At 69.2% G+C, this 24,019-nt stretch carries 26 protein-coding genes; 11 read left to right on the top strand and 15 right to left on the bottom strand.

What is annotated here, in order from left to right; all coding sequences use genetic code 11:
* Positions 1-23: 23 nt before the first annotated feature.
* From fabR to M2421_RS05795, 6 genes are all read left to right on the top strand, one after another.
* The gene (gene fabR, locus M2421_RS05820; protein WP_228886691.1) at positions 24-689 is read left to right on the top strand and encodes an HTH-type transcriptional repressor FabR; all 666 of its coding nucleotides are present in this window, start codon (positions 24-26) and stop codon (positions 687-689) included.
* A gap of 310 nt (positions 690-999) precedes the next feature.
* On the top strand, positions 1,000-1,239 hold the full coding sequence (locus tag M2421_RS05815; protein WP_259203946.1) for a hypothetical protein: 240 nt from the start codon (positions 1,000-1,002) through the stop codon (positions 1,237-1,239).
* A 143-nt stretch (positions 1,240-1,382) separates the two neighbouring features.
* A complete protein-coding gene (locus M2421_RS05810; RefSeq protein WP_259203945.1) occupies positions 1,383-2,711 on the top strand; it encodes a TolC family protein in 1,329 nt (442 codons plus the stop codon).
* Positions 2,704-3,720, top strand: coding sequence for an efflux RND transporter periplasmic adaptor subunit (locus tag M2421_RS05805; protein ID WP_259203944.1), 1,017 nt, complete (start codon positions 2,704-2,706; stop codon positions 3,718-3,720). Before M2421_RS05810 ends, M2421_RS05805 begins: the two co-directional genes overlap by 8 nt.
* Entirely contained in the window at positions 3,717-4,892 is a 1,176-nt protein-coding gene (locus M2421_RS05800) for an ABC transporter permease (RefSeq protein WP_259203943.1), read from the top strand. Before M2421_RS05805 ends, M2421_RS05800 begins: the two co-directional genes overlap by 4 nt.
* Positions 4,889-5,998: an ABC transporter permease gene (locus M2421_RS05795; RefSeq protein ID WP_259203942.1), complete on the top strand. Its 1,110-nt coding sequence runs from the start codon at positions 4,889-4,891 to the stop codon at positions 5,996-5,998. The genes M2421_RS05800 and M2421_RS05795 overlap by 4 nt, the downstream gene beginning before the upstream one ends.
* 6 nt (positions 5,999-6,004) lie before the next feature.
* Here the strand turns inward: M2421_RS05795 and M2421_RS05790 are convergent, their stop codons facing one another.
* The 4 genes from M2421_RS05790 to M2421_RS21015 form a co-directional block, all read right to left on the bottom strand.
* On the bottom strand, positions 6,005-7,381 hold the full coding sequence (locus tag M2421_RS05790) for a hypothetical protein (RefSeq protein WP_259203941.1): 1,377 nt from the start codon (positions 7,379-7,381) through the stop codon (positions 6,005-6,007).
* 122 nt (positions 7,382-7,503) lie between these two features.
* Positions 7,504-7,848 (bottom strand): glycine zipper 2TM domain-containing protein, encoded by a 345-nt coding sequence (locus tag M2421_RS05785; protein ID WP_259204942.1) that lies wholly within the window; start codon positions 7,846-7,848, stop codon positions 7,504-7,506.
* A 118-nt stretch (positions 7,849-7,966) separates the two neighbouring features.
* Positions 7,967-8,182, bottom strand: a complete 216-nt coding sequence (locus M2421_RS05780) for a hypothetical protein (protein WP_259203940.1) — start codon at positions 8,180-8,182, stop codon at positions 7,967-7,969.
* Positions 8,183-8,378: 196 nt separating this feature from the next.
* Complete coding sequence (locus M2421_RS21015; RefSeq protein WP_345780463.1) at positions 8,379-8,654, bottom strand: alpha/beta hydrolase; 276 nt, start codon at positions 8,652-8,654, stop codon at positions 8,379-8,381.
* 95 nt (positions 8,655-8,749) lie between these two features.
* Between M2421_RS21015 and M2421_RS05770 the strand changes: the two genes are divergently transcribed.
* The 4 genes from M2421_RS05770 (at position 8,750) to katG (ending at position 15,138) form a co-directional block, all read left to right on the top strand.
* The gene (locus M2421_RS05770) at positions 8,750-9,175 is read left to right on the top strand and encodes a barstar family protein (RefSeq protein ID WP_259203938.1); all 426 of its coding nucleotides are present in this window, start codon (positions 8,750-8,752) and stop codon (positions 9,173-9,175) included.
* Between the two features lie 124 nt (positions 9,176-9,299).
* A complete protein-coding gene (mutS, locus tag M2421_RS05765) occupies positions 9,300-11,855 on the top strand; it encodes a DNA mismatch repair protein MutS (protein WP_259204927.1) in 2,556 nt (851 codons plus the stop codon).
* Between the two features lie 115 nt (positions 11,856-11,970).
* A complete protein-coding gene (locus M2421_RS05760) occupies positions 11,971-12,576 on the top strand; it encodes a DUF937 domain-containing protein (protein WP_259203937.1) in 606 nt (201 codons plus the stop codon).
* 333 nt (positions 12,577-12,909) lie between these two features.
* Complete coding sequence (katG, locus tag M2421_RS05755) at positions 12,910-15,138, top strand: catalase/peroxidase HPI (RefSeq protein WP_259203936.1); 2,229 nt, start codon at positions 12,910-12,912, stop codon at positions 15,136-15,138.
* 131 nt (positions 15,139-15,269) lie between these two features.
* On the opposite strand, the gene M2421_RS05750 is transcribed toward katG, so the two are convergent.
* The 3 genes from M2421_RS05750 to M2421_RS05740 form a co-directional block, all read right to left on the bottom strand.
* On the bottom strand, positions 15,270-16,466 hold the full coding sequence (locus M2421_RS05750; RefSeq protein WP_259203934.1) for a glycoside hydrolase family 5 protein: 1,197 nt from the start codon (positions 16,464-16,466) through the stop codon (positions 15,270-15,272).
* Positions 16,467-16,577: 111 nt separating this feature from the next.
* On the bottom strand, positions 16,578-16,985 hold the full coding sequence (locus M2421_RS05745; protein ID WP_259203932.1) for a S4 domain-containing protein: 408 nt from the start codon (positions 16,983-16,985) through the stop codon (positions 16,578-16,580).
* The gene (locus tag M2421_RS05740) at positions 16,978-17,265 is read right to left on the bottom strand and encodes a hypothetical protein (RefSeq protein ID WP_259203931.1); all 288 of its coding nucleotides are present in this window, start codon (positions 17,263-17,265) and stop codon (positions 16,978-16,980) included. The genes M2421_RS05745 and M2421_RS05740 overlap by 8 nt, the downstream gene beginning before the upstream one ends.
* 64 nt (positions 17,266-17,329) lie before the next feature.
* Here M2421_RS05740 and M2421_RS05735 point away from each other — a divergent pair, with 64 nt between their 5' ends.
* On the top strand, positions 17,330-18,865 hold the full coding sequence (locus M2421_RS05735; RefSeq protein ID WP_259203930.1) for an MATE family efflux transporter: 1,536 nt from the start codon (positions 17,330-17,332) through the stop codon (positions 18,863-18,865).
* On the opposite strand, the gene M2421_RS05730 is transcribed toward M2421_RS05735, so the two are convergent.
* From M2421_RS05730 to M2421_RS05695, 8 genes are all read right to left on the bottom strand, one after another.
* Positions 18,817-19,185, bottom strand: coding sequence for a DUF6404 family protein (locus M2421_RS05730; RefSeq protein WP_259203929.1), 369 nt, complete (start codon positions 19,183-19,185; stop codon positions 18,817-18,819). The genes M2421_RS05735 and M2421_RS05730 overlap by 49 nt on opposite strands.
* Positions 19,186-19,315: 130 nt before the next feature.
* On the bottom strand, positions 19,316-19,720 hold the full coding sequence (rplS, locus tag M2421_RS05725; protein ID WP_259203928.1) for a 50S ribosomal protein L19: 405 nt from the start codon (positions 19,718-19,720) through the stop codon (positions 19,316-19,318).
* A gap of 155 nt (positions 19,721-19,875) precedes the next feature.
* Positions 19,876-20,634: a tRNA (guanosine(37)-N1)-methyltransferase TrmD gene (gene trmD / locus M2421_RS05720; RefSeq protein ID WP_259203927.1), complete on the bottom strand. Its 759-nt coding sequence runs from the start codon at positions 20,632-20,634 to the stop codon at positions 19,876-19,878.
* A gap of 5 nt (positions 20,635-20,639) precedes the next feature.
* Positions 20,640-21,152, bottom strand: coding sequence for a ribosome maturation factor RimM (gene rimM, locus M2421_RS05715; RefSeq protein ID WP_259203926.1), 513 nt, complete (start codon positions 21,150-21,152; stop codon positions 20,640-20,642).
* 43 nt (positions 21,153-21,195) lie between these two features.
* A complete protein-coding gene (rpsP, locus tag M2421_RS05710; RefSeq protein WP_017356068.1) occupies positions 21,196-21,456 on the bottom strand; it encodes a 30S ribosomal protein S16 in 261 nt (86 codons plus the stop codon).
* A gap of 111 nt (positions 21,457-21,567) precedes the next feature.
* Positions 21,568-22,374: an aminotransferase class IV gene (locus tag M2421_RS05705; RefSeq protein ID WP_259203925.1), complete on the bottom strand. Its 807-nt coding sequence runs from the start codon at positions 22,372-22,374 to the stop codon at positions 21,568-21,570.
* On the bottom strand, positions 22,371-23,447 hold the full coding sequence (locus M2421_RS05700; RefSeq protein WP_259203924.1) for a nitronate monooxygenase: 1,077 nt from the start codon (positions 23,445-23,447) through the stop codon (positions 22,371-22,373). Before M2421_RS05700 ends, M2421_RS05705 begins: the two co-directional genes overlap by 4 nt.
* 75 nt (positions 23,448-23,522) lie before the next feature.
* Positions 23,523-23,957, bottom strand: coding sequence for a hypothetical protein (locus tag M2421_RS05695; RefSeq protein ID WP_259203923.1), 435 nt, complete (start codon positions 23,955-23,957; stop codon positions 23,523-23,525).
* Between the last annotated feature and the right edge of the window lie 62 nt (positions 23,958-24,019).

Raw genomic sequence — 24,019 nt, 5'->3', positions numbered from 1 at the left:
GGGACTTGACCGCCCTGCGCCCGATGACCTCCCCAGACCTGCCCCTGTCCGCCGCCGACGATGCCCATCCGGCGCGCAAAGCCTCGATCTCGCGCGACGACCTGCTGGCCGCCGCGCTGGCCCTGATCGGCCCGCACCGCAGCGTCTCCACGCTCAGCCTGCGCGAGGTCGCGCGCGAGGCCGGCATCGCACCCAATTCGTTCTACCGCCAGTTCCGCGACATGGACGAGCTGACCGTGGCCCTGATCGACCTGGCCGGGCGCTCCCTGCGCACGATCATCGGCGAGGCGCGCCAGCGCGCAGCCTCCTCCGAGCGCAGCGTGATCCGGTTGTCGGTGGAAACCTTCTTCGAGCAGCTGCGCGCCGACCACAAGCTGCTGCACGTGCTGCTGCGCGAAGGCAGCGCCGGCTCGGACGCGTTCAAGCAGGCCGTGGACCGCGAACTGAACTACTTCGAAGACGAACTGCGCCTGGACCTGATCCGCCTGGCCGCCGCCGACGGTGGCGCGGTACTGCACGAACCGGCGCTGGCGTCCAAGGCGATCACCCGGTTGGTGTTCGCGATGGGCGCCACCGCCGTGGACCAGCCGCAGGAGAAGGACGCCGAGCTGATCGAGCAGTTGTCGCAGATGCTGCGCATGATCATCACCGGCGCGCGCACCATCGCCGGCAACCCGCCGACGCGCTGACCCGCGCCACGCCTGCCGCCCCCTCGCCGCCGCCCGGCCCGCGCGTGGCGCCCACCAGCGCGGAGCGTCGCGCGCGTTGGCGCCTGTCCAGACGGTGGCGGCGTTGCACTGCCTCGACAGCAGCCTCCCCAGCCGATGTCCAAGGCTGCGCTGCGCCACGGAACGCGCCCTGATCGGTATCAAGCGCCGTGCAGGGATGCCATGCGCCATCACGCCATAGCGTCCCCTTCATTCGCCGTGCACCACGTTGCCCAGGGCATGGACGCCGCAGCGCCGGCGACGGCACCGATGATCGTGTTCAACCGCAAGGATGACCTGGACGCGTGCTTCGTCCATCGATGCGGCCGCACGCGGGATGGGCGGGTGCCTGGCCCCGGAGGGCTTGCTGGAACGGGCACGGCAGGCGGGGCGCATCGTGCTGCCCGAACCGAATCGTTGGCTGGATGTGCCCCTGTACTGGCACCACGCGGCCGTTTGCTCGTCAACGTTCCAGCACATCACCGACGCGATCCGCGCGACGGCCGCGCAACACCTTCGCCAGCGCGCGTGAAGACCCGGGCTTCACACAGCGCCAACCATACTTTGCCGAATGTTTTACATACCAAACGCCCAATCGTGATCAGGCCCATGGCGCTTGTGCGCGCAACGAAAGGATTCCACTGCACTGCCCTGCTGTTATGCAGTGGCGCGGTGATGGCCCAGTCCCCCCACGGCGATGCCGCGGTACCCGCGCTGGACTGGCAGCAGTCCCAACAACGACTCGAGCAGGTGTCCGATGCGCTGGCTGCCGCCGATGCCTCGGTGCGCAACAAGCAGGACCTGCAGGATGCGACCCGGCTGCTGCGCCTGCCGGAGATCACCGGTGAAGTGCGCCGCCTGCAGTTCCAGAAGACCCTCACCCTGCCGCTGGGCTCGCTCACCCCGGTCGCCGAGGCCTTCGGTATCGACTCGCCGTTGCAGTTCACCGAGCGCGACTGGCGCACCCGCCCGGTGGTGACCGCGGTACTCCCGCTGTATACCGGCGGGCTGATCCCGGCCGCACAGCAGGCCGCCGCCGGTGCCACCGACCAGGCGACCGCCGAGCGCGAATCGCAGCGGCAGTCGCTGAGCGTGCAATTGGCCCAGGCTTACTTCGGGCAGCGCCTGGCCGAACAGGCGGTAGACGTGCGCCGCGATGTGCGCGACGGCCTGCAGCGCCATCTCGACGACGCACTGAAGCTGGAGCGCGAAGGCTTCGCCACCCGCGCCCAGCGCCTGCAGGCCAACGTGGCCCGCGACAAGGCCGAGCGCGATTACCAGAAGTCGCTCAACGACCTGCAGACCCTCAAGGCCGCGTTGGCCACGCTGCTGCGCAGTGGTGGCGAGGTGCGGCCGCTCTCGCCGCTGTTCGTGCACCGCATGCCCATCGGCCAACTGGCCAGCTTCGAACGCGATGCGCAGGCCCGCCAGCCACAGATCGCGCGCCTGCGGGCGCTGGTCGCGCAGGCCGAGCAGGGCGTGCGCGTGCAGCAGGCCAAGCTCAAGCCCACCGTGTACCTGTTCGGCCAGTACGATTTCCGCCGGCGCGACGAGATGCTGACCGACCCGGACTGGGCCTTCGGCATCGGCCTGAAGTACACCTTCCTGTCGCCGACCTCGCGCCCGGCGCAGATCAGTGCGGCGCGCGCGCAGCAGGACCAGGCCGAAGCCGGCCTGCGCGAAGCGGAGAACCAGGTGACGCTGGGCGTGCGCAAGGCCTGGTACGAGCTGGATACCGCCCGCCAGCAGTTCCTGCTGCTGGACAGCAGCCTGGCGCAGAACCGCGAGAACCTGCGCCTGCAGGAACTGGCGTTCCGCGAGGGCCAGGCCACCTCGCTGGATGTCATCGATGCGCGGCTGGGGCTGGGCGGTGCGCAGGTGGAACGCGCGCAGGCCGCCTACCAGTACGACGTGGCCCTGGCACACCTGCTGGAGATCAGTGGACAGATGGACCGTTATGAAGAATTCCGCCGTCGCGCCGACGAGGTGATCGCCCATGAATGACACATTGCAGGGGCCGGCCGACGCGCCGCCGCCGAACAAGCGCAAGCTCGGTATCGTCATCGCGCTGGTCCTGGCGATCGTGGTGGTGGTGGGGCTGTGGCTGGCCTGGCGCACGCCCGCCGAGCAGTTGCAGGGCATGGCCGACGCCGACACGATCAACGTGGCCGCCAAGATCACCGCACGCCTGGCCGAGCTGAAGGTGCATGAGGGCGACCGGGTCGCCGCCGGGCAGGTGCTGTTCGTACTGGACAGCCCCGAAGTCGCCGCCAAGGAAGAGCAGGCCCACGGGGCGCTGGAGGCCGCGCGTGCGGTGGCCGACAAGGCCGACGAAGGGGCCCGCAGTGAAGACATCCGCGCCGCGCAGGCCAACTGGAAGCGCGCCGAGGCCGGGGCGACGCTGGCCGATGCCACCTACCAGCGCGTGCAGAACCTGTTCAACGAAGGCGTGATGAGCCGGCAGAAGCGCGACGAGGCGCTGGCCCAGGCGCGCAGTTCGCGCGAGCTGTCCAATGCCGCCCGCGCACAGTACGACCAAGCACTGGCCGGCGCCCGCGACCAGGACAAGCGCGCCGCGCAAGGCCAGGTCCGGCAGGCCCAGGGCGCGGTGGCCGAAGTGGATGCCGCGCGCGACGAAGTCCACGGGCGCGCCCCGCTCGCGGGCGAGATCAACAAACGCATGGCCGATATCGGCGAACTGGTCCCGGCCGGCTACCCGGTGTTCACCCTGGTGGACATCAACCGCATGTGGGTCTCGGTGAACCTGCGCGAATCGCAGATGCGCGGGTTGAAGGTCGGCAGCCGCCTGCGCGGCAGCGTTCCCGCGCTGGGCCGCGACGCCGAGTTCGAGGTGTACTTCATCAACCCCGCCGGCGACTACGCCACCTGGCGCAGCACCCGTCAGTCCTCCGGCTACGACGTGCGCAGCTTTGAGATCCGCCTGCGCCCCACTGCGCGCGTGGACGGCTTCCGTCCGGGGATGAGCGTGCTCTTCGCGTGGCCGCAGGGATGAACGCAGCGGCACGGGCCGGCTTCGCCGCCTCGTTCCGGCGCGAGCTGCAGCACCTGCGCCACGATCGTGCCGATGGCCTGCTGGTGACGCTGTTGCCGCTGCTGATGCTGGCGGTGATGGCCTGGCTGTTCGCCGCCTCGGTGATGCGCGACATCCCCATCGCCATCGTCGACCTCGACCGCAGCGCGCAGAGCCGCCTGCTGGCACGCATGCTCGATGCCAGCCCGGGGCTGCGCGTGGCCAGCCAGCCGGCCAGCCTGGACCAGGCGCAATCGCAGCTGCGCCAACTGGAGGTGTTCGCCGTGGTGCTGATACCGCGCGATGCCACCCGCCAGGCGCTGCGCGGCAGCCAGGGCACGGTGTTCGCGTACTACAACGCCACCTACCTCACCACCGGGCAATCGGCGGTCCGCGATATCGTCGAGGCGGCAGGGGCCTGGAACGCGCGCCTGCTCGCCGGGCAGATCGGCAAGCAGGTGGGCCCGGCCAAATTGCGCGCGCCCCCGATCGCGGTGCAGTCGGACATCCTGCACAACCCGGCACGCAGCTACGAACTGTTCCTGCTGCCGCTGGTGTTCCCCGCCGTGCTGTCGCTCGGCCTTGCCCTGGCGGTGGCCGCCAGCCTCGGCCGCGAAGTCCGCGACGGGCGCCTGCGCGACTGGCTGGGCCAGTCGCCGTGGGCGGCGATCGCCGGCAAGCTCACCCCGTATGTCGGCCTGTTCTCACTGTATGGCGCGCTCGGCGTGCTGTACCTGGCGCTGCTGCGTGGCGATGGCGTGGCCGGCAGCCTGGCGCTGCTGATGCTCGGCCAGCCGCTGTTCTATCTCGCCTGCGCGGCGGTGGCGCTGCTGTTTGTCGGGCTCACTCGCGACATGGGCACCGCGCTGTCGGCGATCGGCCTGAGCATCGGCACCGCGCTGGCCTTCTCCGGCGCCACCTTCCCGGTAGTCGATGCCCCGCTGTTCACCCGGGTCTGGAATCTGCTGCTGCCGCTCACCGCCTACGTCAAACTGCAGACCCAGCAGCAGTTCATCGGCGCGCCGTGGAGCGTGTCGCTATGGCCGGTGGCCACCCTGCTGCTGATGGTGGCGGTGGCCGGAGGCATCGGTGGCTGGCGGCTGATCGCCGCCTCGCGCACCGTGCCGGCCACGCACGACGGAGCCAGCGCATGAACCGCTTCGCCAGCAGCCTGCGCCAGACCCTGCGCGCGGTGCTCACGGACCGCTACGCGCGGGTGCTGATGATCGGCGCGGTGGTGCTGTACTCGTTCTTCTATCCCGCCGCCTACCGTCACCAGGTCGCGAGCAACCTGCCCATCCTGGTGGTGGACCACGACCAGAGCAGCACCAGCCGCGAACTGCTGCGCCGCGTGGATGCGCTGCGCACGATACGCATCGTCGGCCAGCCACGCAGCATCGACCAGGCCCGGCACGCGCTCGAACGGGGCGACGCCGAGGGCATCCTGCTGATACCCCCCAACCTCGAGCGCGACATCCTGCGCGGCAGCGCCGGCCACCTGGTGCTGATGGGCAACGGCGCCTACCTGGGCCGCGCCAGCTGGGTGCTGGGGGGCGTCGCCGAGGCCTTGACCGCGTTCGCGCGCGAGGCCGCCGTGGGCCAGGCCGCCTTCATGGGGGCGCCGCAACCCGCGCCGATCACCCTGGTGCAACGGCCACTGTTCAACACCCAGGAAGGCTACGGCAGTGCCATCGTGCCCGGCGTGGCCGAACTGATCGTGCACCAGACGCTGCTGATGGGCATCGGCGTGCTGCTCGGCGCGCGCCGGCTGGCACTGGGCCGACGGCTGCAATTCGACCTGCCCACGCTCGCCGGGATGGCCGTGGGCTTCAGCCTCGTCGGCCTGCTTGGCCTGCTCTACTACGCCGGGTTCACCGCCTGGGTGCAGGACTATCCGCGCGGTGGCAACCCGCTGGGCCAGGTGCTTGGCGGCACCTTGTTCATCGCCGCCACGGTCGCCTTCGGCATGTTCATCGGCAGCTACTTCGCCACCCGCGAACGCGCCTTCCAGGTGGTCATCGCCTGCTCGATCCCGCTGTTCTTCCTGGCCAACCTGTCCTGGCCGGCGGTCACCTCGCCGCCGGCGCTGGTCGCACTGGCGCACCTGCTGCCCACTACGGCGGGCATCAACCTGATGGTGCGGCTGAACCAGATGGACGCCAGTCTCTGGGAGGTCCGCCACGACCTGTGGACGCTGGCCGGGCTGCTGGTGCTGTACGGCGCGCTGGCGATCTGGCGGCTGGGCACGCGCACGCGCTGAACCTGCTCAGTGCGCGGCATCCGGTGCGTACCAGAACGGGATGCGGTAACGGCGCTGGCGATCGGTCCCGCGCTCGGGCCCGGACGCGTTCCAGACCAGGCGCAGGTCATGCCGCCCCGGCGCCAGTGCCGACAGCGGCAGGTAGCCGACCAGCCCGCGCATTTCCAGGTCGCGGCGCTCCATCGCGACGAAGCCATCCAGCGCCACCGGGTTGCCGTCCAGGGTGACGGTCCAGAAGCGCGCCAGGCACTGCACCGCCGCGGCCTCGGCAGCCGGACCCCGCAAACGGTTGCGGCCCTCCGGCAACGCGGCGCAGTGCTGCCGTGCCAGCACATTGTCGCGTTGCGGCTGGTGCGGGATGAACACCCGCAGCAGGGTGCCCTCCACCACGTCGCTGGGGATCATCGGGTAGCGCAGCAGGCGGTCGTGCTCGACCCGCAGCGACTCGTAGTGCGCACTGCGCATGCCCTCTTCGACGGCATCCTCGGTGACCACGGCGTAGCGGTTGAACAGTGAGAACTCCATCGAACTGATCGCCTGCACGCCGCCGATGGTCATCGCCACCATCACCGCCACGAAGTACGCCACCATGAAATTGCGCGCGTAGCGATTGCTCTGCAGGGTCAACTGCACCGGCAGCAGCAGGCGCATGGGAACCAGCCACTGGTTGATCGCCAGCACGCCCTGCATCGTCCGCTCGATGCGCGCGCTCGCGGCGCCCCGCGCCTTGCGCGACGCGATCCACTTCTCGAGCGACAACGGCACCAGATTGAGCAGGATGAACAGACCGAAGAACGACCCGACGATCAGCAGGGCGATGCGATCGGTATTGCCGAACAGCGCGCCCACCGCACCGGCAACGGCCAGCAGCACCACCGAGCCGGCGCCGATCAGCACCATGGTCAAGGCAAACAGCAGCGTTGCGGCAAACAGGGTGGAGGCGGCCTTGTCGGCATTGGCGATGGACTGTTCGAGCGTGCCCACCCGCGACTGGTAGAAGCCACGCGACACCGGGCCCAACAGCGGGATGCGATCCCAGCGGATGCCTTCGGGGAAGTGGATCTTCAGGCCGACCAGCCCCACCCAGTAGCCGCGGATGGCGAGGTGGGCGATCAGCGCGACGGCGACGACGTAACAGAGGCCAACGCTGGTGCTGAAGCCAAACCAGAGCGCATACGCGTAGACGCCTTCGGTATGCACGGTACTGGTCGCCCAGGCCTCGAAGATGCGCCCGGGCACGGCCAGCAGCGCAAAAGCGAGCAGGCCGGAGATGAACAACTCCAGTTCATCGGTGCGTTCGCGCAACCGCGCGAAGCGTCCCGCATGGTCCGGCTCCGGTGGCGGAAGGCCGGGGGTGCTGCCAGGCTCAAGCGCTTCGCTCACGGGCAGGTCGTCCTTGGGTGTCGGCGGAGTATACGGCCGTCCGCGCGACTTCCCAGCCCCCACTTACGACGACGCCGGCCCTGGGGCCGGCGTCGAGGCAAACTCGGCGATGTCCGCCAGGATCAGCGGTACTGGCGCTCGCAACGGCGCTCGACCACGCGGTCGCCGTTGTTCTGCTGGCTGCGGCCCTGGATATTGCGACCTGCCGCACCGCCGGCCACTGCACCAGCCACCGTGGCCAGCTTCTTGCCGTTGCCGCCGCCCACCTGGTTACCAAGCAGGCCACCGACGACCGCACCAGTGGCGGTACCGGCGATACGGTTGGGATCCCTGCTGTTGCGCTGCACTTCCACGTTCTTGCACACCACCTTGCTGCCGTCATTGAAACGGCGGCCTTCGTCCTTCGGACCGTAGGTCTGGGCGGCGGCGCCGAACGATGCGGCGACCAGCGCGCCCATGCACAACATGCGTTGGATATTCTTCACGGTCTTCTCCTTACTCGCAGGACATGGGGGAAGTTTCCCCCTCTGGCCTGCAATGACCGGTGAAATCTTGTCCACGCAGCGTCAACGCCGCGCACGACGTTCAGGTGCCAGCCGGCGCGCGCGCGCCGCGCTGGCGTGGCGACGGTACGTCGATGAAGCGGACCCCTGCCGCGACGGTCGCCTCCGGTGCTTCTTCCATCAGCCAGTGACGCGCACCCGCGATGACCCCCTTGGTGACATCCACCGCCGCACTACGCATCACCACCGCTTCGTTGGCAGCAAAAGACGTCTCACCGCCCACCGGCAACACCGGCATCGTCAATATGTTGCCCACCACGGCCTTGCTGGCCTCCATCCCATCGCAAGGCGAGAAACTGGGCGAACGCCGACGTCATCGCATCCGGCCGCGCGGACAACGTCGCGCAGTGCGCGCAGATGTCGTCCCACGGCGGAATGCCCGGCACCGGCGCATCCATCACCAGGCGCCGGGTCAGCGTGGGATAACGCGCCGCCTAGGCGATGGCCACCATCGAGCCGATGTCGTGGCCCATGACCGTCGCCTGCCGGCCGCCGAGCGAAGCCAGCACCGCGCGCACGTCGCCGCCCTGGACATACTTGTCGTAGCCGTCGGCCGGGTGCGTGGACCGCCGCGTGCGGCGCAGGTCGAGCACCACCACCGTGTCCCGGGCCGCGAACGCGGTGGCCCGCGGCGCCCACGTGTCCCGGTATCGCCAACCCCATGCAGCAGCACCACCGCCGGCCCCTTGCCCTGCGGCCCGGGTAGTCACGCTGACAAGGCACGAGCGGTTGGCAGCCGGCCATTACCGCGAACGCAACGGCCGCGCTGCTAGGGTCGACACGGACCCGACCGAGCACCCCCAGCATGCCCAGCTCCCCATACCCTGCCGACCCTGCGCACGGCGCCCGCCTGGTGCTGGACGGCAGCGCAATCGACGACATCGCCAGCTTCTACGCCGCCATCAATCGCGTCTTCATGGCCGGCGAGGACTGGCAGCTCGGTCCGAGCCTGGACGCGCTGGACGACATGCTCCATGGCGGCTACGGGGCGCTGTCCGGCCAGACGCAGGTGGAACTGCACTGGAAAGACATCGCACACAGCCGCGAAGCGCTCGGCACCGCCGCCACCCGCGCCTGGCTGCAGGCCAAGCTGGACGCGCCCGGCACGTTCAACACCGCCCACGTGAGCGCACAGCTGCAGGCTCTGGACCGCGGCGAAGGCCAGACCTACTTCGACATCGTGATGGCGATCTTCGCCGCGCATCCAAAGGTGCGCGTGGTCGACGCCTGACCCCACCCCGGCCTTCGCCCCTTCCGCCCCCTCCCCTACAATGGTCCATCCGGCGGCCCCCCGGCCCGCCCCCGACGTTGATGGACCCCGCGTGACCGAAAAGCAGCCCGAACACACCCCCCTCATGAAGCAGTTCTTCGCCGCCAAGTCCGAGTACCCGGACCTGCTGCTGTTCTTCCGGATGGGCGACTTCTACGAGCTGTTCTACGACGACGCGCGCAAGGCCGCGCGGTTGCTGGACATCACACTCACCCAGCGCGGCAGCTCCGGCGGCGCGCCGATCCCGATGGCCGGCGTGCCGGTGCACGCCTACGAAGGCTACCTGGCGCGGCTGGTGGCGCTGGGCGAGTCGGTGGCCATCTGCGAGCAGATCGGCGACCCGGCACTGGCCAAGGGCCTGGTCGAGCGCAAGGTGGTGCGTATCGTCACCCCCGGTACGGTCACCGACGAGGCGCTGCTGGACGAGCGCCGCGACACCCTGCTGATGGCGTTGTCGCGTGGCAAGCACGGCTATGGGCTGGCCTGGGCCGACCTGGCCGGCGGCCGCTTCCTGGTCAATGAGGTCGATTCCGAGGACGCGCTGGAGGCCGAACTGGCGCGGCTGGAGCCGGCCGAGCTGCTGGTGCCGGATGAAGAGAACTGGCCTGAATTCCTCAAGCATCGCAGCGGCATCCGTCGGCGCGCACCGTGGCTGTTCGACGCCGATAGCGGCCGCCGCCAGTTGCTGGCGTTCTTCAAGCTGCACGACCTGACCGGCTTCGGCATCGACGACAAGCCGCGCGCGACCGCCGCAGCCGGCGCGCTGCTGGGCTATGTCGAAGAGACCCAGAAGCAGCGCCTGCCCCACCTCACCGCGATCGCCACGGAGACCGCCAGCGAAGCGATCGCGATGAACGCGGCCACGCGCCGCCATCTGGAACTGGATACGCGGGTCGATGGCGATACCCGCAACACCCTGCTCGGCGTGCTCGACACCACGGTCACCCCGATGGGCGGCCGCCTGCTGCGACGCTGGCTGCACCGTCCGCTGCGCCTGCGCGAGGTGCTGGTGCAGCGCCACGACGCGGTGGCCACGCTGATCGACCGCGGTGCCGACGGCGACGTGCGCGATGCGTTCCGCGCGCTCGGCGACCTCGAACGCATCCTCACCCGCGTGGCGCTGCGCTCGGCGCGCCCGCGCGACTTCTCCACCCTGCGCGACGGCCTGGGCCTGCTGCCCGAGGTGCGTGCGGTGCTGGCTCCGCTGGACTCCCCGCGCCTGGTCGCGCTGCACGATGCACTGGGCTCGCATGACGAATGCGCGCACCTGCTGGCCAGCGCGATCGCGCCGACCCCGCCGATGAAGCTGAGCGACGGTGGGGTCATCGCCGAGGGCTTCGATGCCGAGCTGGACGAGCTGCGCCGCCTGTCCACCCACGCCGACCAGTTCCTGATCGACCTGGAACAGCGCGAGCGGATCAGCAGCGGCATCGCCACGCTGAAGGTTGGCTACAACCGCGTGCACGGCTATTACATCGAAATCAGCAAGGGCCAGAGCGACAAGGCGCCGGTGCACTACACCCGCCGCCAGACCCTGACCAATGCCGAGCGCTACATCACCGAAGAACTGAAGTCCTTCGAAGACAAGGTACTGTCCGCGCGCGAACGTTCGCTGTCGCGCGAGAAGCTGTTGTACGAACAGCTGCTGGACACCCTGGCCGGCCAGCTCGAACCGCTCAAGCAATGCGCGGCCGCGCTCAGCGAACTGGACGTGCTGGCCGGGTTCGCCGAACGCGCGCAGGCGCTGGACTGGGCCCGTCCCGAGCTGGAGACAGCGCCGTGCCTGCGCATCGACCGCGGCCGCCACCCGGTGGTGGAGGCGGTGCGCGAGCAGCCGTTCGAGCCCAACGACCTGGACCTGCACCCGGACCGCCGCATGCTGGTGATCACCGGCCCGAACATGGGCGGTAAATCCACCTACATGCGCCAGAACGCGCTGATCGTGCTGCTGGCCCATATCGGCAGTTTCGTGCCGGCCAGCCGCGCGGTGATCGGCCCGATCGACCGCATCCTCACCCGTATCGGTGCCGGCGACGACCTGGCCCGCGGCCAGTCCACCTTCATGGTCGAGATGGCCGAGACCAGCTACATCCTGCACCACGCCAGCGCGCACTCGCTGGTGCTGATGGACGAAATCGGGCGTGGCACCTCCACCTACGACGGCCTGGCCCTGGCCGATGCGGTGGCCCGCCACCTCGCCTACGCCAACCGCTGCTACACGCTGTTTGCCACGCACTACTTCGAGCTGACCGCGCTGGCCGACGAGCAGCACGAAGGTGGGCCCAGCGGCATCGCCAACGTGCACCTGGACGCGGTCGAACACGGCGACGCGCTGGTGTTCATGCACGCGGTCAAGGATGGCCCGGCCAACCGCAGCTTCGGCCTGCAGGTGGCGGCCCTGGCCGGCCTGCCCAAGGCCACCGTGGCGCAGGCACGGCGACGCCTTGCCGAACTGGAGCAGCGCGGCGGCGAGAGCCACGCCGCCAGCGTCGCCCCGCAGGCGCTGGACGCGCCGCAGCAGTTCGGCCTGTTCACCGCCCCCAACACCGCCGCGCAGGATGCGCTGGCCGCGCTCGAGCCGGACGAGTTGACCCCCAAGCAGGCGCTGGAAGCGCTGTACCGCCTGAAGGCGTTGATCTGAGCCAGTGCCGGCCATTGGCCGGCTCCCGCCCGTCTCTCCGGGGGTAACGCCTTCGCATTTTCGTAGTAACGGCAGCGCTATGCTCGGGCGGTTCCCATTCCGCCCGGAGTCCGCCGTGAACAACGAATCGCTTGCCGCTTCCCTCTTCCAGCAGCTGCAGCAGGGCCAAGGCCTGCAGCAGGTCTCCCAGCAGCTCGGCATCGACCCCAACCAGGCCAGCGGCGCCATCGGCGCGGCGTTGCCGCTGCTGCTGGGTGCGATGGGCCGCAATGCGCAGCAACCGCAAGGGGCCGAAGCCCTGCTCGGTGCACTGCAGCGCGACCACGCGCCCGCGGCGGCCGGCGGGTTCGACCTGGGCGGCCTGCTCGGCAGCGTGCTCGGTGGCGGCGGCGGCAACGCCACCAACGGCGCCGGTATCCTCGGCCATGTGTTTGGCGGCAACAGCGACCGCGCCGCCCAAGGCCTGAGCCAGGCCACCGGGCTGGACAGCAGCAAGACCAGCCAGCTGCTGGCCATCCTCGCCCCGATCGTCATGTCCTACCTGGCCCAGCGCTTCGCCAGCGGCGGTAACCCGGCCCAGCTGAGCCAGGCCCTGGGGCAGGAAGCCCAGGCGGCCAGCAACGGCGGCCTGCTGACGTCGGTGCTGGACCAGGACGGCGACGGCCAGCTCGGCATCGGCGACCTGCTCAAGCTGGGCGGCGGATTGCTCGGCAAGCGCTGAGATCCCGCACGCCGTGGGCGCATCCCGCGCCGACAGCGCTGCGAGGAGCCGGCCTTCAGCCGGCTCCGCAGCCTGTTGGCCGGCCGACACGATAGTCCCCGCCTATTCCATTGGTTGATTCGTTCGAATTTACCGAATGCCTGAACGCGCTTAACGTTGAGGCATTCCTGCAGGAGAGCGTCGGATGCATCGATTGACCCCATCGCGCACGCGCGTCCAATCCCTGCCCGCCGTCCCTGCCGGATGCTCCTCGCCCTGAGCGATGCGCTCTTTTCGATTGCCCTGCCCGGCCGCGGCAGGCGTCCCCATTCGCAAGTACACAGGTAGCGACCCATGAAAAGCGAAGCAAAATGCCCCTTCAACCACGCCTTGGTCGGCGATGCCACCACCAACCGCGACTGGTGGCCCAAGCAGCTGCGCGTGGACCTGCTCAACCAGCACTCCAACCGATCCAATCCGCTCGATGACGGCTTCGACTACGCCAAGGCGTTCGCGGGGCTGGACTACGCCGCGCTCAAGGCCGATCTCAAGGCACTGATGACCGATTCGCAGGACTGGTGGCCGGCCGATTTCGGCCACTACGGCGGGCTGTTCATCCGCATGGCCTGGCACAGCGCCGGCACCTACCGCATCGGTGACGGCCGCGGCGGTGGTGGGCGTGGCCAACAGCGTTTCGCCCCGCTCAACAGCTGGCCGGACAACGTCAGCCTGGACAAGGCCCGGCGCCTGCTGTGGCCGATCAAGCAGAAGTACGGCCAGGCCATCTCCTGGGCCGACCTGCTGATCCTCACCGGCAACGTCGCGCTGGAATCGATGGGCTTCAAGACGCTCGGCTTCGCCGGTGGTCGCCCGGATACCTGGGAACCGGACCAGGACGTGTACTGGGGCCGCGAGACCACCTGGCTGGGCGGCGACGTGCGCTACGCACATGGTTCCGAGGGCGTGCAGGAAGACCACGGTGTGCTGGTCTCCGATGATGACGCTGATGGCGACATCCACTCGCGCGACCTGGAAAACCCGCTCGCCGCGGTGCAGATGGGCCTGATCTACGTGAACCCCGAAGGCCCCGACGGTAACCCCGACCCGCTCAAGGCCGCCTTCGACATCCGCGACACGTTCGGCCGCATGGCCATGGACGATGAGGAAACCGTCGCGCTGATCGCCGGTGGCCACAGCTTCGGCAAGACCCACGGCGCCGGCCCGGCCGACCATGTCGGAGTGGAACCGGAAGCGGCGGGCCTGGAGAGCCAGGGCCTTGGCTGGTCCAACAGCTTCGGCAGCGGCAAGGGCGGCGACACCATCACCAGCGGCCTGGAAGTGACCTGGACGCGCACCCCGGCACAATGGAGCCACGACTTCTTCGAGCTGCTGTTCAAGCACGAGTGGGAGCTGACCAAGAGCCCGGCCGGCGCGCACCAGTGGGTGGCCAAGGACAGCGAGGCGGTGATCCCCGATGCGCACGATCCGTCGAAGAAGCACCGTCCTTCCATGCTCACCACCGACCTGGCGTTGCGCGTGGACCCGGCCTACGAAACGATCTCGCGCCGCTTCCTCGCCGATCCGCAGGCCTTCGCCGATGCGTTCGCACGGGCGTGGTTCAAGCTGACCCACCGCGACATGGGGCCGCGCGCCCGCTACCTCGGCCCGGAGATCCCGGCAGAGGAATTCATCTGGCAGGACCCGGTGCCCGCAGCGACGCATCCGTTGATCGACGCGCAGGACATCGCGGCGCTGAAGCAGCAGATCGCCGCCACCGGCCTGAGCGTGGCCGAACTGGTGTCCACCGCCTGGGCGTCGGCCTCCACCTTCCGTGGCTCGGACAAGCGCGGCGGCGCCAACGGGGCACGCATCCGCCTGGCCCCGCAGAAGGACTGGGCGGTGAACCAGCCACAGCAGCTGTCCAAGGTGCTGGCTGCGCTGGAAAAGGTCCAGGCCAGCTTCAACGGCGGCGGCAGTGGCAAGCAGGTATCGCTGGCCGACCTGATCGTGCTGGCCGGCGGCGTCGGTGTGGAGCAGGCGGCCAAGGCCGGTGGCCACGACATCCGCGTGCCGTTCACCCCGGGCCGCACCGATGCCACCCAGGCACAGACCGACGTCGCATCGTTCGCGGTCCTGGAACCGTACGCGGATGGCTTCCGCAACTACGTCAAAGGCCGCTACAGCGTGCCCGCCGAAGTGCTGCTGATCGACAAGGCGCAGCTGCTTACCCTCACCGCACCGGAGATGACCGCGCTGGTCGGTGGGCTGCGTGTGCTGGGCACCACTGTCGATGGCAACGCGCAGGGCGTGCTGACCGATCGCCCGGGCACGCTGAGCAATGACTTCTTCGTCAATCTGCTGGACATGCGCACGCAGTGGAAGGCCAGTGGCGATGGCTACGAGAGCAGCGGCGGCACGCGCTGGACGGGCAGCCGGGCCGACCTGGTGTTCGGCTCGAACTCGGTGCTGCGCGCGTTGGCCGAGGTGTATGCCAGTGCGGACGGTGAGAAGAAGCTGGTGCAGGATTTCGTCGCCGCCTGGACCCGGGTGATGGAACTGGATCGTTACGACCTGCATGCCTGAGCCGTCAGCGCCGGCACCGCCCAGGCGGTGCCGGCGTCACCCCAGCGGCTACTGTCGGCTGCTGGCCGGCAACCGCATGCTCCCCCTGACACGCACCAGACATCCGCTCACCGAGGGCCGGGACAAGCGTGTCAGCGCCCGGCAGCGCGCAGGCGCTCCAGAATCGGTGCGAACACCGGCGTCTCCGCGCGCGGCGGCGACGGCACCCTGCCCGCCTCCACCTCCTTCCAGTACGCCCACGGCAACGCCTTGTCGCCCAGTTCGTAGTCCATGCCGTCCCAGCCATCCTCGCGGAACGCATAGAACGCCCAGTGCACCTTCTCCGCTTCGAGGACACGCAGCACGTCATCCAGATAGGCGCGGCAATCCGGCCAGCGGCGCATGCACCCGAATTCCCCCACCACCATCTGCCGGCGCGCGATGCCGTGCCGGTCGGCCCATGCCAACGGCTGCTGCAGATAGCGGGCCACACGCTCGGCATCCCAGTGCCCGCTGCCCGGCCCAAAGGGAACCTTGCCCGGGTAGCGATACGGTTTGGCGCGGCTCTGGTTGGGCGCACTGGTGGCGGCGTACGGCTCGTACATGTGCACGCTGTACAACAGATGCGGATCGTCCAGCGGCGCGGGCCAGTAGTCGAAGCTGTCGGCCGCGGCATACCAGCCTGCATCGAGCATCAGCGGCATGTCCGCATCGACCTCGCGTACGGCGGCGATCAGCCCGGTATACAGCCGGCGCAGATCGCGGGGACCGTCCTGCACCGTGGCATACCAGGCGCGCATCGCGGCGGCATCGGCGTGTTCGGCCAGCGCGGTGCCGTACTCGGGCGCCGGCTCATTGATGAGGTTGTAGGCCACCAGCGCGGGATGGCCGTGCAGCGCGCGTGCCAGGTCGCGCCAGAAAGCCTGCGCCGGCACGTGGTTGTCCAGCGACTGCCACAAACGCGGGTCGACCACGTCGCCGTTCTTCTGTTTCCAGCGCAGCAGCGGCAACGACAACGGCACCAGCACCACCTTGAGCCCGGCGGCATGGGCGTCATCGAGAACGCGGCGCAGCGTGGCCACGTCGGCCGTCACCAGCCCGTCGTAATGATCTGCGTTGCCCATCAGGAAATCGCGCCCACCGGCCGATCGCCACTTGTCCGGCGACAGCCGTACCCAGGTGGCGCCGGTGGCCCGCAGCGCATCGAAATAGGCGCGGTCCGGTGGCACCGCATTGAAGCTGTTGCCGCCCCGTTGCGGCTGTGCCCAGAAGGCATCATCGGCGGCACGCGCCGCAGGCACGGACAGGATCAACAGGCACAGCAGCAACAGCAGCAACAGCAGACGCATGGCGGGCTCCATCAGCGGAGCCGGAAGCCTGACGCAGGCGGATTGAGCGCACCGTGACCGACAACGCGTTTCCGCGGGACATAGCTCGTATGCGTCAAAGACGCCGCACCGCTAGATCGCGTCGATGTCGCCCAACGCCCGGATCAACCGCCGCGCGCGCTTGTCCGGGCGGTGTTCGGGCGGCTGATAGCCATTGGCCGCCGCCGCCCGCTGCGCACGCAGCTCGGCACGCCGCGCACGCGACGCCTCGCTTTCCTCGTACAACTGCTGCGCCACCGGTGCCGGCCCGCGCATCTCGCTCAGGCCACGCACCTGCACGTCATAGGTTTCATCGCCGCGGCTGATCTGCAACTGCTCGCCCACGCGGACCGCGCGCGAGGATTTCGGCCGCTGCCCGGCCACGTCCACCTTGCCGGTTTCCACCGCCTGCTTGGCCAGGCTGCGGGTCCGGTAGAAACGTGCGGCCCAGAGCCACACATCGAGTCGCACGCTGGCGACCAGCGCTTCTGCTTCAGTCATGCTGCTTGCCCAGCTCCACGGCGTTGGCCGGTCGTTTGTTCAGGGGTTGCGATGCATCGGGGTTGCCGCGGCAACCGGTGCCGCCGATCAACACCGGTACCCCGGCATCGAGATCGCGGCGCTGGCTGCCGACCTGGCACTCCGGGCGGTCCATCGGCCGCACCTGGGCATCGTCCAGGCGCTGTGTACTGGAACATGCGGCCAGCGCAGCCACTATCAAGAGGGACGCGGCGGCGCGGCGCACGCCGGGCGCTGGGACCTGCAGGATCGAACGTCGCATCGCGATACCCCGCTGACGGGCTTGGTGCTAGTGTGCCGCTCTCCACGCCTGATCTCCAGAGCACATGGCCAAAGCGCCGCTTGACCTGACCACCGGCCCGATCGGGCGCAACCTGTTCCTGTTTGCCCTGCCGATCCTGGCCGGCAACATCGCCCAGTCGCTGAACGGCTCGGTGAATGCGGTGTGGGTGGGGCGCTACCTCGGCGAGGCGGCGCTGACCGCCACCGCCAACGCCAACAACATCATGTTCTTCCTGATCGGCTCGGTGTTCGGCATCGGCATGGCCGCCACCATCCTGATCGGCCAGGCCATGGGCGCGCGCGACATCGTGCAGGCGCGCCGGGTGATGGGCACCAGCGCGACGTTCTTCATCGGGCTGTCGGTGGTGATCGCGGTGGCGGGCTGGTGGCTGTCGCACCCGCTGCTGGCGGCGATGGGCACCCCGGCCGAATCGCTGCCGCTGGCCGAGGCCTACCTGCGCATCATCTTCCTGGCGATGCCGACCCTGTACGCGTTCGCGTTCCTGAGTTCGGCCCTGCGGGGCGTGGGCGATTCGCGCACGCCGTTCCGCTTCCTGCTGCTCTCGGTAGTGCTGGACATCGGGTTCAATCCGCTGCTGATCTTCGGCATCGGCCCATTCCCGCAGCTGGGTATTGCCGGCGCGGCGTGGGCCACGCTGATCGCGCAGACGCTGTCGCTGATCGGCCTGCTCTGGTACATGCGCAACAAGCGCCATGTGCTGTGGCTGGGGCGCAAGGACATGGCGATGTTCCGGATCGACACGACGATCCTGCGCGCGCTGGTGGTCAAGGGCGTGCCGATGGGCCTGCAGATGGTGCTGATCTCGCTGTCGATGATCCTGATGATGAGCATGGTCAACGGCTACGGCACCGATACCGCAGCCGCCTACGGCGCCTCGCTGCAGTTGTGGACCTACGTGCAGATGCCGGCGATGGCGATCGGCGCAGCGTGCTCGTCGATGGCCGCGCAGAACGTGGGCGCGGGCAACTGGGACCGCGTGCGCGGCACCGCGCGCAGTGGCGTGCTGTACAACTTCCTGCTCACCGGCGTGCTGATCCTGCCGCTGATCCTGCTGGACCGCTACACGCTGGCGCTGTTCCTGCCAGAAGCCAGCCAGTCGCTGGAGGTGGCGCGGCACCTCAACCACATCGCGGTGTGGTCGTTCCTGTTCTTCGGCGTCAATTTCGTCATCTCCGGCGTGGTGCGCTCCACCGGTGCGGTGATTCCGCCGCTGCTGATCCTGGCCGCGTCGCTGTGGGGCATCCGCGTGCCGTTCGCCGAACTGCTGCAGGACAACTGGGGCGCCGACGCGGTGTGGTGGAGTTTCCCGGTCAGCTCGTTCTGCGCGATGCTGATGTCGCTGGCGTATTACCGCTGGGGTGGCTGGCGCAAGGCGCACATGCTGCCCGCCCAGCGCGGGGAGATGGCAGCGCCGGCGGAAGTGCCGGCCATGCCCCCCTCACCGGTGGCCGATCCCAACCCGGAGGCGCCGCCCACGGCCGCGCCGGCGCCCACGCCCAGCCGCGCCGGTCAACCGCCGTCGGCGGCGCGTATCTCGCCCCACGCCGGCAAGCGATAGCGCTGCTGCTGCCACCGCATCAGCAGTGCCATCGCGCCACCGAACAGCAGGCCGGCCACGCCGGCCGCGCCCAGCACGCCCACGCCCGACAACAGCGCGCCGCGCGCGAACAACAGCCACATCAGTCCGCCCCATCCCAGCCCGAACATCGCGCCCATCAGCACGGCGTTGGCGACGAAACCGGCCAGCACCGGCGGCGGCACAACCAGGCCCGTCCGCCACAGCAGCCGGTACATCAGCGGCGCCTGCATCTGCCTGGGGACGCCGGCGGCTTGCATGACCTGCAGCGCGGCGCGGATACGAACGGGATAAGCCTGCATGTTGTTCCTTCGACAAGCGCAGGAAGCGCAGGGCTCCCGCACGTGGGGGGATGTTCAGGGCGTCCAACGCAGAACGGCCACCCGAAGGTGGCCGTTCTGGTACCGCGACAACCGAGGTCGTCGGTGGGAATTACTGGGCCTTGGCAGCCAGGCGGGCAGCCTTGGCCTGCGCAGCGGCAGCCAGATCTTCCTTGATGCGGGCAGCCTTGCCTTCCAGGCCACGCAGGTAGTACAGCTTGCCGGCACGGACCTTACCACGACGCTTCACTTCGACCGAGTCGATGATGGCGCTGTGGGTCTGGAAGACGCGCTCGACGCCGTAGCCGTGCGAGATCTTGCGCACGGTGAAAGCGGAGTTCAGGCCGGCATTCTTGGTGCCGATGACGACGCCTTCGTAAGCCTGGACGCGCTCACGGTTGCCTTCCTTCACCTTCACGTTGACGACGACGGTGTCACCCTGGCTGAACTTCGGCAGCTCGCGGGTGATCTGGGCGGATTCGAAGTCCGAGAGGATGGATTTGTTCAGCTTGCTCATGGGTGCACCGATAGTGTTCGGGTGGTCGTGTCGTTCGACAACGTGGGCTCATGCAGTCACCGGACTGTGCTGCACGTTTTTTGTAGGGATTCCTACCAAGCGGCCCCAAAAGGCCGATGGCAATCCCGAATTGTAAACAAGATCCCGCCCCCGCGCTAGGGGGTTGGATCCTTGGCCACGGCCTGCCGCGCCTGCTCCAGCAGGAGGCGGTCGGCCTTGGACAATCGGCCTTCATCGAGCAGGTCCGGTCGCCGCAGCGCGGTGCGCAGCAGCGACTGCTGCCGGCGCCAACGGGCGATGGCGGCATGGTTGCCCGAGCGCAGCACGTCCGGGACAGTGCCCCATTCATGCTGGGCCGGATGGCTGTAGTGCGGGCAGTCCAACAGCCCCTGCGGGCCTTCGAAACTGTCCTGGGCGGCCGATTCGGCATCGCCGAGGGCCCCGTCCTGCAGGCGGGTCACCGCATCGACGATCACCGCCGCGCCCAGCTCACCGCCGGACAGGACGTAATCGCCGATCGAGATTTCCTCGCTGACTTCTGCGTCCAGGAAACGCTCGTCGATGCCCTCGTAGCGCCCGCAGAGCAGGATCATCCGCGGCAACGCGGCCAGTTCGCGCACCTTGGCCTGGGTCAGCGGCGCGCCCTGCGGGCTGAGGTAAATGACCGGAGCGGGCGCGGGATCGGCGGCTTTGACCGCCGCCAGGCAGGCCCGCAGCGGCTCGATCAGCATGACCATGCCCGGGCCGCCGCCAAACGGACGGTCGTCCACCCGGCGGTAGTTGCCCGCGGCATAGTCACGCGGATTCCAGCCGTGCAGCGCCAGCAGGCCGCGTTCGGCGGCACGGCCGACCACGCCCAGCGCGGCCGACTGCGCCATGAACTCCGGGAACAACGTGACGACGTCGATACGCATCCGGCCTAGAACTCCGGATCCCAGTCGACCACGATCAGGTTGGCCTCGAAATCCACCGAGACGACGAATTCGGGCTGCACGAACGGGATCATCCGCTCACGGTCGCCCTGCACCACCAGGACGTCGTTGGAGCCGGTCGAGAACAGGTGCGATGCCCGCCCCAGTTCGACGCCCTCGACGGTCCGCACCTGCAGACCTTCCAGGTCGACCCAGTAATACTCGTCGGCCTTCGGCGGCGGCAGTGCGCTGCGTGCGACATAGACTTCGGTCCCGTACATCGCCTCGACCACGTCGCGGTCGGTGATGCCGGGAAACACGGCGACCAGGTGCTTGCCGGACTGACGTCCACGCGCACCGGTGAGCGTGCTCTCCTGGCCGGCGGGGGTCCGCAGGATCCAGGGCTGGTAGTTGAAAATGGCGGTACGCGGCTCGGTCCAGGACTCGAGCTTGATCTCGCCTCGCACACCAAAAGCGCCGACAATCCTGCCCAGCAGGATCCGGCGCTCGGTATCTTTCATCTGAATAGACCGAATGGGCCGCGGCAGGCGCGGCCCGTCAGGATCAGGCCGCGGAGGCCTGGGCCTTGGTCGCTTCCTTGTACAGGTTGCGGACCTTGTCGGTCATCTGGGCGCCGTTGGCGACCCACTTGTCGACCAGCGGCAGGTCCAGCACGATGCGGGACTCGGCACCCTGGGCAACCGGGTTGTAGTAACCGACGCGCTCGATGTTGCGGCCATCACGGGCGCTGCGCGAGTCGGTCACGATGATGTGGTAGAACGGACGCTTCTTGGCGCCGCCGCGGGTCAGTCGAATCTTGACCATGGTGTTGTTTCCTCAATTGCCCAGTCGCCAGGATGGCGCGGTAAGCCGGCGATTATAGCGGCGGCCTGCGGTCATTCCAAGTCCGTGAAGACGGCCGAACCTGAACAGGGTCTACGCCGCAGCGCCGTGGGCACCGATGGGCTGCCACAGCACCGTCTCCAGCACCCCTCGTGCGCGCTGGCAGAACGCCTCCGAGCGCGCGAACGCCACTGCATCGATCGCCGAGATCGGCCAGACCCCGGCCGAATTGCAGGCAATGGCACCGTCGAACCCCGCCAGCTCGGCCAGGGCCACCGGGCGCACCTGCTGCACGTCCGGCGCGAAACCCGCCTGCAGCAGCCGTTCCTGGGTGCCGCGCAGGGCCGGCGCCTGCGGCCAGACGATCTGCTGGCCGTGCTGGAAGGCGATGTTCCAGGTGCTGCCCTCGCCGACCGCTCCGTCCGGGGTGACGAACAGCGCGTCGTCGAACCCGTCCTGCAGGGCACGCCGGCGCTGCTCGAACAGCGGGAAGGTACCGACATGCTTGAGGTGCGGCAGTTCGCGCTGGTACACCGCCGCGCGCAGGCGCCGCGGGTCGGCCGGCATGTGGACCGGCGCGGCCACCGCCACCAGCACGTCCACCGCGACCGGCTGCAGCGGCCGACGGAAATCGAACTGCCGCGAGAACACGGTGACCCGCAGCGAGGCATCGCGCAGCTGCGCGGACCGTAGCGCGTCGCGCATCCATGCCTGCACCCGGGCAAGGTCCAGGGCGCAGCCGAACAGTTCGTCGGTGCCCTGCCGCAGGCGCTGCAGGTGCAGGTCCAGGCCCTGTACCGCCGCGCCCCGCACCTGCAACGAGGTGAAGTGGCCATAGTTGGTCAACGCGCCGGCCAGGTCGTCGGCGCTGGCGATCGCGCCGTTGCAGTACAGCATCATTCCAGCAGCGCCCTGGCATCGGCCCACATCTGCCCGAGCACGTCGGCAGCCGGGCGCGCCGACGCCATCCATGCCGACTGCCCGGCCCACGCCTGCATCGTCTCGATGGTGTTGTCGCGGTTCGCCTCTGCCCGCATCGGCGCGGTCAGCCCGCGCTGCACCGGGTAGGGCTGCGGTGGCGGTGCCCCCGGCGCGGCGGCGGCGCGCACATAGGCGGTGGCCAGGCCGCGACCGAGGCGCCCGCTGAAGGCCCGCGTTGGCCAGGTGTCTTCCGGCTCGGCGTCGGCCAGGGCCTGCGACCAGGCCGGACGCACGCCGCACTCGGGGGTGCGCAGGAATGCGGTGCCTACCTGCACCGCGCTGGCGCCCAGGGTCAGTGCCGCGGCGATGCCACGCCCATCGGCGATGCCGCCGGCGGCGATGACCGGAATGTCCAGATGATCGGCCAGCCTTGGCAGCAACGCGAACAGCCCCACCAGCTGGCGCTCGGCCGCGTCCGGATCGAAGGCGCCGCGATGCCCGCCCGCCTCGAAGCCCTGCGCGACCACCGCGTCGGCGCCCGCCGCCTGCGCGGCCTTCGCCTCGGACAGGGTGGTTGCACAGGCGATCCAGGCGATGCCCACGTCCTTCAGGCGCTGCACCTGGGCGGCGGAAAACACGCCCATGATGGTCGAGGCCACCGCCGGGCGCGCGCGGACCAGTGCATCGAACTGCGCATCGAAATCGGCCGGGCCGGCATCACCGGCACTGGCCGGCACCTCGGGCCCCCACTGCGCCAGGAAGCGGCGGCTGGCCGCTTCGGCGTCCGCATCGCGTCGCGGCAGCGGATCGGGGACCCATACGTTGACCTGGGCCGGCCCGCTGGATTGGGCGCGGAAATCGTCCATCCACGCCACGATGTCCTGCGGCTGGGACAACACCGCGCCCATCGCGCCCATGCCGCCGGCCGTGGCCAGCGTGGCCGACAACGGCACCGGGCAGGCGCCGGCCATCGGGGCGAGCAGGATGGGAACCTGCACGGCAAAACGCCGACAGAAACGGTCGGCGCGTTCGAGGATGGGCGAAGGACTCACGTTCGGCGCACCTGTGGGGTCTGACGCTGCAGCATACGCCGCACCGCCCCACCCGGGCATGCACGCCAGGCGGATTCAGCGCGCCGACACCGCGTAGGTACGGACCAGCTGACTGTCCATCTCTTCGTTGAACGTGAAGGTCACATAGCGCGCGTCATCGGCGGCGAACTCCTCCTCGACCACGGCGCGGCCGATCTCGGTGCCCTCGCCATCCAGCGCGCGCGCCACCAGCTTGCCCTTGAACGGCTTGTCGGCCACCACGTACACCGCGGCGTCCTTGGAGCCCATGCCACGGCTCTTGCCCTGGGTCACGGTGAGGCCGCGCGCGGCCAGGCCGGGGTCGGTCTGCAGCGTCACGTTCATGCGCTTGTCCACGCCCTCGCCCAGTCCAGCGACGAAATCGGCGGCCGTGCCACTGATCGCGCTACCGGCCTTCTGCGACATCGAGGTGTCGTCCTTGCAAGCGGTCAGCGCCAGGACCAGCGCCACCACCACGATCGAGTTCTTCATGGACATTCCTTGTTGGATCAATTGGCGGGCGCCTGATGCGCCCGGTGCGGGAACGGTCAACG

It is taken from the genome of Stenotrophomonas sp. BIGb0135 (assembly GCF_024810105.1).
In the GTDB taxonomy this organism is placed as follows: Bacteria; Pseudomonadota; Gammaproteobacteria; order Xanthomonadales; family Xanthomonadaceae; genus Stenotrophomonas; species Stenotrophomonas maltophilia_AB.
The sequence above is the reverse complement of the archived record's forward strand: the minus strand, read 5'-3'. Positions and strand labels throughout refer to the sequence as shown.

Excerpts from the sequence above, each read along its gene's own strand:
- fabR (WP_228886691.1), top strand. The coding sequence starts at position 24 with ATGACCTCCCCAGACCTGCCCCTGTCCGCCGCCGACGATGCCCATCCG.
- M2421_RS05815 (WP_259203946.1), top strand. The coding sequence starts at position 1,000 with ATGACCTGGACGCGTGCTTCGTCCATCGATGCGGCCGCACGCGGGATG.
- M2421_RS05810 (WP_259203945.1), top strand. The coding sequence starts at position 1,383 with ATGGCCCAGTCCCCCCACGGCGATGCCGCGGTACCCGCGCTGGACTGG.
- M2421_RS05805 (WP_259203944.1), top strand. The coding sequence starts at position 2,704 with ATGAATGACACATTGCAGGGGCCGGCCGACGCGCCGCCGCCGAACAAG.
- M2421_RS05800 (WP_259203943.1), top strand. The coding sequence starts at position 3,717 with ATGAACGCAGCGGCACGGGCCGGCTTCGCCGCCTCGTTCCGGCGCGAG.
- M2421_RS05795 (WP_259203942.1), top strand. The coding sequence starts at position 4,889 with ATGAACCGCTTCGCCAGCAGCCTGCGCCAGACCCTGCGCGCGGTGCTC.
- M2421_RS05785 (WP_259204942.1), bottom strand. The coding sequence starts at position 7,848 with ATGTTGTGCATGGGCGCGCTGGTCGCCGCATCGTTCGGCGCCGCCGCC.
- M2421_RS05780 (WP_259203940.1), bottom strand. The coding sequence starts at position 8,182 with ATGCCGGTGTTGCCGGTGGGCGGTGAGACGTCTTTTGCTGCCAACGAA.
- M2421_RS05770 (WP_259203938.1), top strand. The coding sequence starts at position 8,750 with ATGCCCAGCTCCCCATACCCTGCCGACCCTGCGCACGGCGCCCGCCTG.
- mutS (WP_259204927.1), top strand. The coding sequence starts at position 9,300 with ATGAAGCAGTTCTTCGCCGCCAAGTCCGAGTACCCGGACCTGCTGCTG.
- katG (WP_259203936.1), top strand. The coding sequence starts at position 12,910 with ATGAAAAGCGAAGCAAAATGCCCCTTCAACCACGCCTTGGTCGGCGAT.
- M2421_RS05750 (WP_259203934.1), bottom strand. The coding sequence starts at position 16,466 with ATGCGTCTGCTGTTGCTGCTGTTGCTGCTGTGCCTGTTGATCCTGTCC.
- M2421_RS05745 (WP_259203932.1), bottom strand. The coding sequence starts at position 16,985 with ATGACTGAAGCAGAAGCGCTGGTCGCCAGCGTGCGACTCGATGTGTGG.
- M2421_RS05740 (WP_259203931.1), bottom strand. The coding sequence starts at position 17,265 with ATGCGACGTTCGATCCTGCAGGTCCCAGCGCCCGGCGTGCGCCGCGCC.
- M2421_RS05735 (WP_259203930.1), top strand. The coding sequence starts at position 17,330 with ATGGCCAAAGCGCCGCTTGACCTGACCACCGGCCCGATCGGGCGCAAC.
- M2421_RS05730 (WP_259203929.1), bottom strand. The coding sequence starts at position 19,185 with ATGCAGGCTTATCCCGTTCGTATCCGCGCCGCGCTGCAGGTCATGCAA.
- rplS (WP_259203928.1), bottom strand. The coding sequence starts at position 19,720 with ATGAGCAAGCTGAACAAATCCATCCTCTCGGACTTCGAATCCGCCCAG.
- trmD (WP_259203927.1), bottom strand. The coding sequence starts at position 20,634 with ATGCGTATCGACGTCGTCACGTTGTTCCCGGAGTTCATGGCGCAGTCG.
- rimM (WP_259203926.1), bottom strand. The coding sequence starts at position 21,152 with ATGAAAGATACCGAGCGCCGGATCCTGCTGGGCAGGATTGTCGGCGCT.
- rpsP (WP_017356068.1), bottom strand. The coding sequence starts at position 21,456 with ATGGTCAAGATTCGACTGACCCGCGGCGGCGCCAAGAAGCGTCCGTTC.
- M2421_RS05705 (WP_259203925.1), bottom strand. The coding sequence starts at position 22,374 with ATGATGCTGTACTGCAACGGCGCGATCGCCAGCGCCGACGACCTGGCC.
- M2421_RS05695 (WP_259203923.1), bottom strand. The coding sequence starts at position 23,957 with ATGAAGAACTCGATCGTGGTGGTGGCGCTGGTCCTGGCGCTGACCGCT.